This window comes from Aequorivita sp. CRS11, assembly GCF_059693805.1.
Map to the genome: position 1 here is coordinate 237,519 of NZ_JCATIG010000001.1, position 14,312 is coordinate 251,830.

16 protein-coding genes are annotated in these 14,312 nt (G+C 37.9%); 12 read left to right on the forward strand and 4 right to left on the reverse strand.

Translation table 11 applies throughout. The features are described from left to right. Positions 1-75: 75 nt before the first annotated feature. From nosZ to AC58DT_RS01125, 3 genes are all read right to left on the reverse strand, one after another. Positions 76-2,043, reverse strand: coding sequence for a Sec-dependent nitrous-oxide reductase (gene nosZ, locus AC58DT_RS01115; protein WP_497214925.1), 1,968 nt, complete (start codon positions 2,041-2,043; stop codon positions 76-78). Positions 2,044-2,077: 34 nt separating this feature from the next. Next, the gene (locus AC58DT_RS01120; RefSeq protein WP_497214926.1) at positions 2,078-2,656 is read right to left on the reverse strand and encodes a fasciclin domain-containing protein; all 579 of its coding nucleotides are present in this window, start codon (positions 2,654-2,656) and stop codon (positions 2,078-2,080) included. A 70-nt stretch (positions 2,657-2,726) separates the two neighbouring features. Further along, on the reverse strand, positions 2,727-3,239 hold the full coding sequence (locus AC58DT_RS01125; RefSeq protein ID WP_497214927.1) for a c-type cytochrome: 513 nt from the start codon (positions 3,237-3,239) through the stop codon (positions 2,727-2,729). A gap of 224 nt (positions 3,240-3,463) precedes the next feature. Between AC58DT_RS01125 and AC58DT_RS01130 the strand changes: the two genes are divergently transcribed. Continuing rightward, entirely contained in the window at positions 3,464-4,291 is an 828-nt protein-coding gene (locus AC58DT_RS01130; protein WP_497214928.1) for a universal stress protein, read from the forward strand. A gap of 6 nt (positions 4,292-4,297) precedes the next feature. Here the strand turns inward: AC58DT_RS01130 and AC58DT_RS01135 are convergent, their stop codons facing one another. Next, the gene (locus AC58DT_RS01135) at positions 4,298-4,930 is read right to left on the reverse strand and encodes a putative periplasmic lipoprotein (RefSeq protein ID WP_497214929.1); all 633 of its coding nucleotides are present in this window, start codon (positions 4,928-4,930) and stop codon (positions 4,298-4,300) included. Positions 4,931-5,165: 235 nt separating this feature from the next. Here AC58DT_RS01135 and AC58DT_RS01140 point away from each other — a divergent pair, with 235 nt between their 5' ends. From AC58DT_RS01140 to AC58DT_RS01190, 11 genes are all read left to right on the forward strand, one after another. Then, positions 5,166-5,780, forward strand: a complete 615-nt coding sequence (locus AC58DT_RS01140) for a TetR/AcrR family transcriptional regulator (protein WP_497214930.1) — start codon at positions 5,166-5,168, stop codon at positions 5,778-5,780. A gap of 3 nt (positions 5,781-5,783) precedes the next feature. Further along, entirely contained in the window at positions 5,784-7,040 is a 1,257-nt protein-coding gene (locus AC58DT_RS01145) for a TolC family protein (RefSeq protein ID WP_497214931.1), read from the forward strand. A gap of 130 nt (positions 7,041-7,170) precedes the next feature. Next, the gene (locus AC58DT_RS01150) at positions 7,171-8,058 is read left to right on the forward strand and encodes an HlyD family secretion protein (protein WP_497214932.1); all 888 of its coding nucleotides are present in this window, start codon (positions 7,171-7,173) and stop codon (positions 8,056-8,058) included. 50 nt (positions 8,059-8,108) lie between these two features. Then, positions 8,109-8,513: a VOC family protein gene (locus AC58DT_RS01155; RefSeq protein ID WP_497214933.1), complete on the forward strand. Its 405-nt coding sequence runs from the start codon at positions 8,109-8,111 to the stop codon at positions 8,511-8,513. Between the two features lie 11 nt (positions 8,514-8,524). After that, positions 8,525-9,025 (forward strand): hypothetical protein, encoded by a 501-nt coding sequence (locus AC58DT_RS01160; RefSeq protein WP_497214935.1) that lies wholly within the window; start codon positions 8,525-8,527, stop codon positions 9,023-9,025. Positions 9,026-9,038: 13 nt separating this feature from the next. Continuing rightward, positions 9,039-9,497, forward strand: a complete 459-nt coding sequence (locus tag AC58DT_RS01165) for an OsmC family protein (protein WP_497214936.1) — start codon at positions 9,039-9,041, stop codon at positions 9,495-9,497. 100 nt (positions 9,498-9,597) lie between these two features. Continuing rightward, a complete protein-coding gene (locus tag AC58DT_RS01170) occupies positions 9,598-10,500 on the forward strand; it encodes an ABC transporter ATP-binding protein (protein WP_497214937.1) in 903 nt (300 codons plus the stop codon). Continuing rightward, on the forward strand, positions 10,500-11,276 hold the full coding sequence (locus AC58DT_RS01175; RefSeq protein ID WP_497214938.1) for an ABC transporter ATP-binding protein: 777 nt from the start codon (positions 10,500-10,502) through the stop codon (positions 11,274-11,276). The genes AC58DT_RS01170 and AC58DT_RS01175 overlap by 1 nt, the downstream gene beginning before the upstream one ends. Before the next feature lie 48 nt (positions 11,277-11,324). Then, the gene (locus AC58DT_RS01180) at positions 11,325-12,431 is read left to right on the forward strand and encodes an ABC transporter permease (RefSeq protein WP_497214939.1); all 1,107 of its coding nucleotides are present in this window, start codon (positions 11,325-11,327) and stop codon (positions 12,429-12,431) included. After that, positions 12,431-13,552 (forward strand): ABC transporter permease, encoded by a 1,122-nt coding sequence (locus tag AC58DT_RS01185; protein ID WP_497214940.1) that lies wholly within the window; start codon positions 12,431-12,433, stop codon positions 13,550-13,552. The genes AC58DT_RS01180 and AC58DT_RS01185 overlap by 1 nt, the downstream gene beginning before the upstream one ends. Continuing rightward, the gene (locus tag AC58DT_RS01190) at positions 13,552-14,301 is read left to right on the forward strand and encodes an LOG family protein (RefSeq protein ID WP_497214941.1); all 750 of its coding nucleotides are present in this window, start codon (positions 13,552-13,554) and stop codon (positions 14,299-14,301) included. Before AC58DT_RS01185 ends, AC58DT_RS01190 begins: the two co-directional genes overlap by 1 nt. Positions 14,302-14,312: the final 11 nt, after the last annotated feature.

Below are 14,312 nucleotides of genomic sequence, written 5' to 3' on the forward strand. Positions count from 1 at the left end.
CAACGAACCCCCGTCTTTCCTTTGAAAATACCATCAATCACTAATCTAGTATTTCCACAACTAAAAACTTCTTAATTAATCTTCACCCAAGGACCAACTAAGCTCCATATTGGAATTTGCTGGGCTCACGCGAACGTAACCTTGCATTTCCTGGTGAAGTGCAGAACAGAAATCTGTACAATAGAATGGCCATACTCCCACTTGTTTTGGTTCCCAAACCAAGGTTTTGGTTTGTCCAGGCATTATCAATAATTCAGCGTTATTTGCGCCTATCATTGCAAATCCGTGTGGTACATCAAAATCCTGTTCGTGGTTTGTAATATGGAAGAATACCTTGTCACCCACTTTTACACCCTCAATATTATCTGGCGTAAAGTGACTTCGTATGGTAGTCATATAAATATGAACTTCGTTGCCTTTGCGCTCTACACGTGCATCTGCTTCAGAAAGTGTGGCATAAGGGTTTGTATTTTCTGACAATTTGTAAAATTGCTTAGCATTTTTCTTCAATATATCTGCAGCAATACCAGCAGCATAATGTGGTTCCCCATGGGTTGGGAAATCTAACAGCAATTCCATCTTGTCCCCGGAAATATCAAACAACTGTGCAGAGTGTTCCAGTTCTGGTCCTGTTGGCAAGTAACGGTCTTTTGTAATCTTGTTCATTGCAACAAAATATTTACCGAAAGGCTCACGTGAGTTTCCACCAGGAATCATGCCGTGACCCACAGAATAAAATACTGGTTGGCGGTCCAAAACTTCCCAAGTTCCTAGTTTCCATTTTACTACTTCAGAAGAAATAAAGAAGGTGGTATAAGCATTTCCTTTGCCATCAAACTCAGTGTGTAATGGGCCTAATCCTGGTTGTTTTACAGTACCTGCCAATACATCCTCAAATTTTAAGATAGGAATTCCATAAGCTTCGCCATCAAACTTTTTATTTTCAATAGCATCAATCATTTTAGTGAAAGAGTGTACTGTAAGGTCAGCAGAAAGTTTACCGTTACCTATTATGTATTCTCCAGTTGGATCTACGTCACAACCGTGTGGAGACTTTGGTGTAGGAAGAAAGAAAACTGCGCCGGGAACTTTGGTAGGATCTACAGTTAGCACCTCTTTTTCCATAGTTGATGTGGCCATATGCGTATTATGATCATATACGTTATGCGCATAGTTAGCCGGCATTTTTGTTCCGCCTCCGTTATTTACATATTCTTCAATTACTTTCCAGTTTACAGCCGCAATGAAATCCTTGTCATTTTGTGATGAATTTACCTCCATCAATGTATTTGCTTCCTCAGTATTATAGGTAGTAAAGAAAAACCATCCGTGAGATTTGTCACGTCCAGGGTGTGAAAGGTCATAGTTAAAACCTGGCATCATCAATTGAAATTTAATGCCCATACGACCAGTTTCCTGATCTACACTCACGAATGAAAGTGCGCCTTTAAAGTTACCTTTGTAATCTTTTATCGGCATATCACGTTGTGGCACTGGTACAGAGAAACGAGTTCCAGCTACAACGTATTCGGTATTTTCGGTAATGAAGGAAGAACTGTGGTTTCCTGCACTATTTGGCAGCTCGATAATTTCTACAGTTTCAAAAGTTTCCAAATCGATTCGGGCAATACGGGGCGTATTATTTCCATTTATAAAAATCCATCGTCCGTCCAATTTCCCGTTTGTTTGTGAAATATCAGGGTGGTGGGAATCGTCCCAAGGCACAAAACCAAATGAGGTGTTGAACATAGGCAAGGTTTCTTCTGAATAGCCATAACCACTGGTAGGGAATTGCGAGAATACCGGAATTTCCTTGAACATACGTCCAGATGGAAGCCCGTAAACGGTAAGGTTACCACTATACCCTCCAGAGAAGAATGCGTAATAATCATCGTGTTCGCCGGGTGCTACGTAAACTTTTTCAGCGGCGTTGGTGGCCAAACCACCCTGCCCCTTACTTTGTTTTTTGTTATCACCATTATTACAGCTTACCAATCCGGCAACCATAACAAGGGAAACTAAAATATTAATTGTTTTTTTCATTGTTCTATTGTTTTAATTTAAGTTTTTCAATTGTTTAGTTTGCAGGAAGTATTACTTTATCCACTACGTGTATAATCCCGTTTCCGGCCTCCACGCTTGCAATGATCTTTGCACCACCAACATAAACATCATCTCCATTTACTTCGACGGTTACGTCTTGACCACCGGCTTGTCCCAATTTTTTAAACTTTTTCAAAAAGTCTTTGGAGTAATTACCCGGAGTAACGTGATTTTTCAAAATGCTTGCAAGCTGATCTTTATTTTCAGGCTTTAGCAAATTTTCAACAGTTCCGGCAGGTAGCGCTTCAAAAGCTGCATTTGTAGGCGCAAACACCATCAAGGGACCTGCGTTTACCAATGCATTTTCAAGATTGGCTGCTTGAACCGCCGCCACAAGTGTAGTGTGGTCTGGAGAGCCAATTGCAACTTGAAGAATGTTTGGAGTAGATTCGTCCCCTTCAATAAAGGCTTGACCTTGTCTTTCGGAACTTACACTTGTAGTTGCTGAATTATCTACAACAGTTCCATCTCCTTCGGTTTTAGTTTCGTTTTTGCAGGCCGAAAACACGAGCAGTGCAGCCGAAACAAATAGTAGTTTAATTGCTGTTTTCATCTTGATTGTGGTTTTTAACCCTTGCAGGACCATCACAATCCTGCAAGGGGGTTGGTTGCTTAAGTATATATTAAAGTGTTCTAAAATATTCCAATACTTGTCTTGCCTCTTCCTCTGTCAAGTTCTGGTTTGCCATAGGCGATCCGTTGAACTCAATCAAAAGCGCTTTCGCTAGCGGGTCATTTTTGGTCATTTCTTCAGGATTCAAGATCATGTTCATAATCCACTCCGGAGTACGTCTTTCCAAAATTCCTGTTGGGGCAGGACCAATAAACTTCTTGTCTGGTTTATGGCAAGCCATACATTTAGTTTTATAAACTTCCATTCCTTTGGCAGCCATTGCCTGGTCAATTTCGGCTGCAAGCTCAACATTTTTAATCGGCCCAATACCCTTATTGGTAAGATCAACTGTTTCTGAAGGTTTCACATCAGAGGCTGCGCTTGTGGTACTGTCAGCAGATGCTTCGGTTGCAGCTGGCTTTTGGCCAATCTGAATATCGTTACTTTTCTTTTCTTCTTTTCCGCCACAGCTTATCAAGGTTACAATTGCTAATGCGGCTAGTGATTTCATTATAATTTTCATAGTTGTTAAGATTAATTTACGTGACAAAATTAGTACTCAAGGAATAGATATAATATGATTTTTGTCATATACGAGATAATTTAATCTCTTTTTTTACTTCGAAATAGGCTACTTAAAAACCCCCTTCCAAGTACAAATATCTATGTACTTTACCGCTTAAAGTATGAGGAAAATCATTTTAGATATCACGTCTAAAAATTAATTTTGAAGAAATTCAAAAAAAGATGAATAACATACTCTTGCCCACAGATTTTTCAAAAAACTCCAAGAATGCAATTAAGTATGCCCTGAAGTTTTTTGAAGGTGAAAAATGTACATTTCACATTCTCAATTCGCAAAAACCTTCTGGCTATATAACTGCCGATGTACTTTACGGCGCTCCCGGCACATCGGTCTATGAAGGCATTTTGAATGACAATAAAAAGGAGCTTGAAAAAATGGTCCAATTTTGTAAATCAATTTCTGAGGGAGAAGATTTCACCTTTGTTCCAAAAGTAGATTTTGACAATATTGTTGATGCTGTAAACCAAGCTGTAGCGCTAAACAATATTGAATTAATAATAATGGGGTCCAACGGTGCAACAGGTGCTGCAGAAGTTATTTTTGGAAGTAACACCTTGAAAATTATACGAAACGTTGATTGTCCCGTTATTGTGATTCCCGAAGGTTTTGCTTTTGAAAAAATTAAATCGGTTTTGCTATCGCTAAATTATCAATATGATGTAGCAAACAAATCGCTCAAAATCATTTCGGAAATAGTAAACAAACACAACGCCTCATTAAAAATTCTTGAAATAGAGGAAGAAAGTATAGAGCTATCCTCACAAAGAAACCATACTGAAGAGGTTTTCAAAGAAATAGGATTTGAACGTTTTTCAATTAAAAATATACCTGCCTCAATGGCCATTAATGCTTTTGAGCAGTTAATTCCCGTTCAACTTCACGCCATGATTGTGGAGCGCAAAAGTTTTTTTGATCGTTTTATCTTTGGTTCAGAAACCTCAAAAATAAATTATGGTTCACTTGTACCACTTTTGGTACTTCACAAGTGAATTATTTCACAATAAAATTAGAAGATTATTCCTTTTAAGCGTTTGCACAATTGTTTTTACATAATCACGAATGGTGGATGCAGCTCCCGGCGGATTGACAATGTCTATCTTTCCTCGCCAGATTAAATCACGCTCCTTGCCGGGGCAGAGACAATACAAAGAGGTTTCGGTATTATAAACTGGGTAGTCTTCAATCTGCTCATTGCCATACACAGGCCTATTTTCATTATAATAATCACTGAATGACTCAAAGGATTTTGCAAGATTTCTATAAGATTGCCCAATGGTTACCTTGCTTTCCTGCCCCGTAACTTTTGAAAAAAGCACCGCATCAAAACCTGCATTTAAAAGTTCATTTTCTATGCTTTTTAAATTTTCTTCCGTTTGATTGTTTTCTGAGAAGGTACTTTCAAAATATTCAACACTTTTTACGGTAATCACCCCTTCGGCTTCCAAAGCTTGCGAAAGACTATATTCAAATTGGCGCTGCAAAACTGCGTCTGGTGTTAACCCAACCACCAAAACTTTATTGGCCTGAAAATTTGGCGCTTCTGTATTTATGTATTCATCAACCAAACGGCTGCTGGAACACCCGGAAAGTAACGTGACAAAAATTGTTATGACCAATAATTTTTGCATACTATTATTTTTTAAAAAGTTAATTCTTCTGAAGGATATGTAAATATACGCTTCTCTTTTTCTAATTATTAAGTAATTACAAAAGAGGCAATAAACTTAAGGTATTTCTTCACTTGTAGGAATGATATAAATCAATTATCCACAAAAAACTTTTAAACTTATTTCTAAAATTAGTTTTAGTAAAAGTAAATTATCTATCTTTGTTAACCAAATGGTTAAACCATAAAGTTAAAAAATGGCAAAGACAAATAAAAATCAGGATACGGAGGGGCAAATACTGAACGCTGCCGAAAGCGTATTCCAAAAGAAAGGAATGGATGGCGCGCGTATGCAGGAAATTGCAGACGAGGCGGGCATTAACAAAGCGATGCTGCATTATTACTACCGAAGCAAACAATTGCTTTTTGAAGCGGTTTTCAGCAATGCCTTTTCTCTTTTAGCACCACAGCTCAATAAAATTCTGAACGATGATTCCTCCATTGAGGACAAAGTGAAAAACTTCACACACAATTACATCACTTTTATATCAAAGCATCCCTATCTGCCCAATTTCATAATTCAGGAATTGAATCGGAATCCTAAGTTTTTTGAGAAAATCCAACAAAACGCAGCTTTTCCAACACTGGAAAAATTTAAAAATCAAGTGAACGAAGAAGTGGAAAAGGGCATTCTGAAACCCATAGATGGGGAGCAACTTTTTGTAAATATTATTTCGCTGAATATTTTTCCTTTTGTGGCAACACCCTTAATAAAAGGGTTTTTGAAGATTGACGACAAGGCTTTCAAAAAAATGATGGAAGAACGAAAAGTCTCTGTTTCTGAGTTTATAATCAATTCCATAAAAAAGTAAAAAATGAAACGGCTTCTCTTTACAATCTTCAGCCTCGCCCCCCTACTCCTTTCTGCACAGCAAGTTTTGACTTTGGAAGAGTGTTATTCGCTTGCTGAAAAAAATTACCCTTTGTCGAAGCAAACCGCTTTATTGGAAGCAAAAACAAATTCTGAAATCAAGGTTTTGGAAAAAGAAAGGCTGCCCAAATTAGACCTGAACGCACAGGCCACCTATCAATCAGATGTTATTGAGTTTCCGTTGCAAATTCCAAATTCAAATATTGAACCGCCCAATAAAGACCAGTATCGCGCCACGCTGGATGCAAACCAATTAATTTATAACGGCGGAAATATTTCTGCAAATGCAAAATTGAAAACTGCCGAACTTGCAGCGCAACAACAACAAATTGCGGTAAATCTTTACACCTTAAAGTCGAGGATTAATCAAAATTATTTCAACGTTTTACTTTTTCAAGAACAGGAAAAGTTGCTGCTTTCAAAAATGGAACAGCTCGAAGCACGATTAAAAGAAACAAGTGTTGGAGTAAAATATGGCGCGGTCCTCCCCGCTTCCAAGCAGCTATTGAAAGCCGAACAACTGAAACTGGAACAGCAACTTTCGCAAGTAAATTTCGACAGGGAAAAAGCGTTGAAAAACCTCTCCTTGTTGATTTTTCAGAATTTGGACAACACTACAACTTTAACAAATCCAGAGATTTTGGTTACGGCAGCAACTGAATCACAGCGACCTGAATTGGAACTTTTCAATTTGCAGGAAACGCAATTGGAAACTTCAAAAGAAGTGATTTCTAAAAGCAATTATCCAAAATTATTAGGTTTTGCGCAGGCTGGTTACGGCAATCCGGGATTGAATATGCTTGACAATTCTTTTCAGGATTTCTATATGGTTGGCTTGAAATTGAACTGGAATATTTTCGATTGGGGAAAAACGAAGAAGAAAAAACAAGCCATTGATATTTCAAAAGAAATAGTTTCCACCGAAAAAGAAACCTTTTTGTTGAACAACGAAATGCAACAAAAAGAAGCAGAAAGTGACATAAATAAATATGAAGTAATGTTAAAAAAAGACGAAGAAATTATTGGATTGCGTGAACAAGTTTTACAGGCCACGACTTCCCAATTGCAGAATGGCGCAATCACTTCTTCGGAATACATCACAGAACTGAATAATCTTTACGAAGCAAAAATTGACCAACAATTGCACGAAGTTCAATTGGCGCTCGCAAAGGCGAATTATAAAATAATCAAAGGAAATTAAAAAAGTGACCACGAATACACGAATATTATATCATTTTTTATGCAACAACCTGCTGGCAGGGCATTGAAAAAATTACAGCTAACCTGCGAAACACCTAAAATTCGTGTGTTCGTGGTAAAAAAACATATAGATGAAAAAATCAATTGTTATTATAACAGCAGTCCTAATTGGATTTCTTTCCTCCTGTTCCAACAGCGAAAAAGCCGATGGCTATGGCAATTTTGAAGCCACTGAAATCACAATCTCGTCCGAAGCAAACGGAAAACTGGAATTTTTGAATTTGGAGGAAGGACAAATTTTGGAAAAAGGAACAGTCGTCGGACTCGTGGATACCCTTCAACTTTATTTAAGCAAAGAACAACTTCTTGCTTCAAAGGAAACAGCTGCATCAAAATCTGGAGGCGTTTGGTCGCAAGTGAGCGTTTTGAACCAACAATTGCAAACGGCAAAAACGGAGCAACAGCGTATTCAAAATATGTTTGCCGAAAACGCTGCCACCCAGCGCCAATTGGATCAAGTCAACAGTCAAGTGGACGTTTTGAAAAAACAAATTCAAAATGTGGAAACACAAAATGCACCTATCGTAAATGAGGTAAAATCCATTGATGCGAAAGTTGCTCAAATTGAAGAACAACTTTCAAAAAGCAGTATTATCAATCCAATAAATGGAACTGTATTAACGAAATATTCAGAGCCAGGCGAGATTGTTTCCTTCGGAAAACCGCTTTATAAAATTGCCGATTTGGAAGAAATGACGCTGCGTGTTTACATAAGCGAAACGCAGCTCCCAAACATTAAAATAGGACAGCAAGTAACCGTAAAAATCGATTCTGGTGAAGCAATGAAAGATTATGCTGGAATCATAAGCTGGATTTCAGCTTCGGCAGAATTCACCCCAAAAATAATTCAAACCAAAGAAGAACGGGTAAACCTTGTTTATGCCGTGAAAGTGATAGTAAAAAACAACGGCAGCCTAAAAATTGGAATGCCTGCGGAAATGTGGGTAGATAGTCATTAATCGGTAGTCGGTAGTCGGTAGTCGGTAGTCGGTAGAGAAAATAAAAAATTATGGAAACAGTTGGATTTATTCTGTATGTTGCAAATCAAGCTCGGAGCATGGAATTTTATAAAAAACTGCTCAAAACAAGTCCCAGTTTGAACGAGCCGGGGATGACGGAATTCAATCTTTCTGAAACCGTGAAACTGGGGTTGATGCCGGAAAGCGGGATTTCAAACATTATCTGTCCGGCAATGCCGCATCCTAAAAATGCCAATGGTATTCCTCGTTGCGAATTGCATCTAAAGGTTAAAAACCCCGCAGATTATATGCAACGGGCAATGCAATTGGGCGCAAAAAATATCAGTGAATTTCAAACACGCGATTGGGGCGACACCGTGGGATATATAGCCGACCTGGACGGTCATATAATTGCTTTCGCCAAAACAACAATAAACTCTACTATAAACACGTAAAATTTAATATTATGAAAAAAACAATCTTAACAACAGCAATCATTTCAGCATTATTAATAAGCTGTAACGAAACAAAACATAAACAGGAAAGTACTGATATCGTTGAAACCACCGAAGGAGTACACGAACACGATATGGAAGAAATGGCCGAAGAAACCCATTCCCTGAACAACGCTTGGGTAAACGAGATAAAGTTAGACAACGGCAACAAATGGGAAGCCAACCTGGAAACAACTGAAGGGGTGGACAAAATGCTCAGTTTGGTAAAATCCAGCGCCCCCAAAACCGTGGAAGATTATCACGCACTTGCTTCAAAACTGAACGAGGATAAAAATGTAGTAGTTAAAAAATGTACGATGGAAGGTCCTTCGCACGATAACCTGCACGTTTTTCTACATCCGCTTATCGAGAAAATTGAGGCTCTGGGAAAAGTTTCAAATACAGATGAAGGCGCTGAAACTTTAGCAAGCATCAAAGAAAACCTAGAAGGTTATTACAATTACTTTCAATAAAATATTCTGAATCATGGAAAAACATAATTATAACATAGATATCACATGGCGCGAGGACCGGAAAGGAATGATGTGCTCGCCAGAATTGGCAGAAGGTAATACGCATTCAGCAAATTGCATTGAAGTTGCTACACCTCCCGAATTTCCAAAGGGAATGCCTAATATTTGGTCGCCCGAACATCTTTTTACAGCAGCAGTAAGCAGTTGCTTGATGACTACTTTTTTGGCAATTGCTGAAAATTCAAAACTGGATTTCACAGGATTCAGCTGTAAATCGAAAGGTGTTTTGGAAAAAGTGGACGGCAAATATTTAATGACGGAAGTAATTCTACAACCCATCGTAACCATTAAAGATGAAAAAGATCGGGAACGAGCAGAACGCATCCTCCAAAAATCGGAAGCGGCTTGTTTGATTTCAAACTCAATAAAATCGAAGGTTACAATGGAAGTTACCGTCAAAGTTGAAAATTAAGGGAAAAGTTACGGAGTTATTGGGTTACTCAGTTATTAACACTTCAGAATAACCCAATAACTCAGTAACCCAATAACTTAATAATTTAATAACAAAAGAAATGAGCATTTCCCTAAGCAATATCAGCAAATCCTATAAAAAGGTAAAAGCAGTTCAGGACATTTCGTTTGATGTGAACCCGGGCGAACTCTTTGGCCTAATCGGGCCAGATGGCGCCGGGAAAACCACCATTTTCAGGATTTTGACCACGCTGTTAATTGCCGATGAAGGGACTGCCACCGTTGCCGGATTTGATGTTGTAAAAGATTATAAGGCCATTCGAAAGGCAGTGGGCTATATGCCCGGGCGCTTTTCGCTTTACCAAGATTTGACTGTAGAGGAAAACCTGGCGTTTTTCGCCACTATTTTCGGAACTACGATTGAAGAAAATTACGATTTGATTGAAGATATTTACGTTCAAATTGAACCTTTCAAAAATCGACGCGCAGGAAAACTTTCTGGCGGAATGAAACAAAAACTCGCCCTCTGTTGCGCATTGATTCACAAACCTAAAGTGCTTTTTCTGGACGAACCCACGACCGGCGTTGACCCGGTTTCGCGAAAGGAATTTTGGGAAATGTTGAAACGTTTACAGAAAAAAGGGATTACCATTTTGGTTTCAACTCCATATATGGACGAAGCGGCATTATGCGACAGGATTGCCTTGATACAGGGCGGCAAGATTTTAAAAATCGACACACCCGAAGCCATTGTAAGCCAATTCCCGAAAACCATTTACAATGTGGGCGCAGTTAATATGTACAAATTGATCCAATCGCTGCAGCAATACGAGCACGTATATAGCGTCTTTCCCTTTGGCGAATTTGTGCATTATACCGACAAGAGGGATTTATTTGAAATAAGTGATTTGCAATCCTATTTGGAAAAAGAAGGCCTAACAGCTATTCACATAGAATCTACCAAAGCAAATATAGAGGATGCCTTTATGGAATTAGCGCGGTAATGAAAGAAGAAAATGTAATAGAAGTCAATCAATTAACCAAAACATTTGGTGATTTCACAGCTGTAAACACTATCAGTTTTGAAGTCAAAAAAGGTGAAATCTTTGGGTTTTTGGGAGCGAACGGCGCAGGAAAAACCACGGCTATGAAAATGCTGATAGGAATCTCAAAGCCTTCCTCGGGCCAAGCTACTGTTGCAGGGTTTGATGTGTATTCCCAGCCCGAAAACATCAAAAAAAACATAGGCTATATGAGCCAAAAATTCGCACTTTATGATGATTTAACAGTAAAAGAGAACATTACATTTTTTGGAGGTATTTATGGTTTGTCCAAAAAAAAAATTAAGGAGAAAAGGGAAGAATTAATTTCTGAATTGGGGCTGGAAAATATCAGTAATAAATTAGTTGGCTCCTTGCCTTTGGGCTGGAAACAAAAGCTTTCATTTTCGGTTTCACTTTTGCACGAACCAAAAATTGTTTTCTTGGATGAGCCCACTGGCGGCGTTGACCCCATAACCCGAAGACAGTTTTGGGAAATGATCTATAAGGCCGCCGACCAGGGCACCACTATTTTCGTAACCACGCATTATATGGACGAAGCCGAATACTGCGACCGTGTTTCTATAATGGTGGAAGGAAAAATAGAAGCTTTGGACACACCAAAGAAATTGAAAGAACAATTTAAGGTAGACTCTATGAACGATGTGTTTTTGAAATTGGCTAGAATCCCATCCCCGACCCTTCCCAAAGGAAAGGGAAAAAATACCGATTGCAATTAAAAATTAACAACGAAATAAGTTCTCCCCTTTGGGGAGTTAGAGGGGAAAATGAAACGATTTATAGGTTTTATAAAAAAGGAGTTTTACCATATCTTCAGGGATAGACGGTCGTTGTTCATTCTTTTTGGGATGCCCATTGCCCAAATATTGCTTTTCGGGTTTGCTATCACCAATGAAATCAATAACGTTGATATTGCCATTTTGGACCATTCAAAAGATACTACCACAGAAGAAATAATTAATAAGATTTCAGCTTCAAAATATTTCACCATTAAACAAATGATTGTTCGGGAAACCGATATTGAAACAGCTTTCAAAAAAGGAAAAATAAAAGCAGTTTTGAATTTTGAAAAAGATTTCAGCAAAAATCTTATAAAAGAGCAGAAGGCTACCATTCAAATAATAACTGACGCCACCGACCCAAATACTGCAAATTCGATCACTAACTATATCAATTCAATACTTCAAAACTATCAACAATCTAAAAATAAAGATATAGTAATAGAGTATCAGATAATTCCGCAGACACGGATGGTTTACAATCCAGAACTTAAAAGTGTTTTTATGTTCGTTCCCGGCGTTATGACTATTATTTTAATGCTGGTTTCGGCAATGATGACCTCAATCTCCATAACGCGCGAAAAGGAATTGGGAACAATGGAAATTTTATTGGTTTCACCTTTAAAACCCTTTCAAGTTATTATCGGGAAAGTGGTTCCGTATATTTTTCTATCTGTTATAAATGCAGCGGTAATAGTTGTTTTGAGCATTTTTATATTTAAGATGCCAGTTCAGGGCAGTCTATTTTTATTGGGTACAGAAAGTGTTTTGTTTATAATCACATCATTAGCGTTGGGAATTTTAATCTCAACCATCGCAGAAACTCAACAGTCTGCAATGATGATTTCGTTGATGGGTTTGATGCTTCCCGTAATATTACTTTCTGGATTTATCTTTCCAATATCCAGTATGCCAGCACCATTACAAGTAATCAGTAACATCATTCCTGCTAAATGGTTTATCATCATTATAAAGGGCATCATGCTGAAAGGCGTTGGAATGGCATATGTCTGGAAAGAAACGCTGATTTTGATTGGAATGACCCTTTTCTTTATTGGGTTAAGTGTGAAAAAATATAAAATACGCTTGGAATAATGAAGACTATCGGTTACATAATACAAAAAGAATTCAAACAAATCTTTAGAAATAAAGGGATGTTGCCAATCATTTTCATCCTTCCAATTCTCCAATTGGTTATACTCTCCAATGCAGCTACTTATGAAGTAAAAAACATAAAATTCGCATACATAGATTACGATCATACCTCATCCTCCCGCGCATTGATTGAAAAGTTTAATGCTTCTACTTATTTCGATGTATTAACCGATTTTCCCTCACAAGAAAAAGCGAGCTCTGCAATGTTAGCTGGAGAAGTTGATGTGGTGATGGAAATCCCAAATCATTTTGAACTAAATCTCCTAAAGGAAAAAACAACCAATTTATCCATCACTATTAACGCTATTGACGGTGCCGCTGCCGGAGTGGAAAGTGGTTATGTAAATCAAATTGTCCAAAGTTTTAATAAAGATGTGAAAATTAATTTAATGGATAAATCTAAGAAAATTGGACGGCCCGTTACGATTGAGAGCATCCCTTCCTTTTGGTACAATACTACTTTAGATTATAAAACCTTCATGGTCCCAGGTATTTTAGTGCTATTGGTAACTATGATTACCCTATTTCTCTCTGGGATGAATATTGTTAGAGAAAAAGAAATAGGCACTTTGGAACAAATCAACGTGACCCCCATTCGCAAAAGTCAGTTTATTATCGGGAAATTATTTCCGTTTTGGGTAATTGGAATGGGCTTGCTAACTATTGGGCTGATACTTGCAAAAGTAATTTTCAATGTTCCAATGTTAGGCAGCATAATACTTCTATACGCATACACTTCCATTTATATTTTAGTGATTTTAGGAATGGGGCTACTAATTTCAAATTTCACCGACACCCAACAACAGGCTATGTTTATCGCTTGGTTTTTTGTCGTGATTTTTATTTTAATGAGCGGCTTGTTTACACCAATAGAAAGCATGCCAAAATGGGCACAGATAGTTACGGAATTTAACCCTATAAAATATTTTGTAGAGATTGTACGCATGGTTATGCTGAAAGGCTCCGGCTTTATGGATATTTTACCACAGCTGTGGAAAACGCTGCTATATGCAATTATAATGAACGGTTTGGCGGTTTGGAGCTATAAAAAAGTAAATTAATGGAAAATAACATCAAATATCATTTACAAAAAAGCGAATCGCCATTCCTTCGGGGGCCCCTTTCAAGGTTTAAAGAATTGGGGTTTGCTTTAAGGGTGTTGTACCAATTTGTACGTGGTTTTCGGAAAATGCACTTTATCGGACCCTGTGTTACTGTTTTTGGCTCGGCACGGTTCACTCCAGATTCCAAACACTATCAAAATGCAGAAAAAATTGGAGCTGAACTTTCAAAATTAGGGTTCACTATTATGACAGGAGGTGGTCCGGGTATTATGGAAGCCGCCAACAAAGGCGCTTTTGAGGCTGGCGGCTATTCTGTGGGAGTGAATATTATTCTGCCTTTTGAGCAAAAACCAAACCCCTATTTGCACAAATGGATAGACATTCCCTATTTCTTTGTTAGAAAGTTTTTATTGATGAAATATTCTTATGCCTACGTAGTAATGCCTGGTGGAATGGGAACTTTAGATGAACTCTTTGAAGCAATTACATTGATACAAACTAAACTAATCGAAAATTTCCCTATTGTTATTTTCGATTCTGAATACCACAAAGAGCTTTGTCACCACATTCAATCAATGGCAGATAACGAAAGCATTAGCCACGAGGATATGAAACTACTTTTCGTAACCGATTCTGCTGAAGAAGTTGTAGCGCATATAAAAATTCACGCCATTAAAAGATTTGGATTGGTGAAAAAACAATACAAACCAAAATGGTGGTATGGTGAAAACCGAAGAAAATTTTAAATCGTTGAATC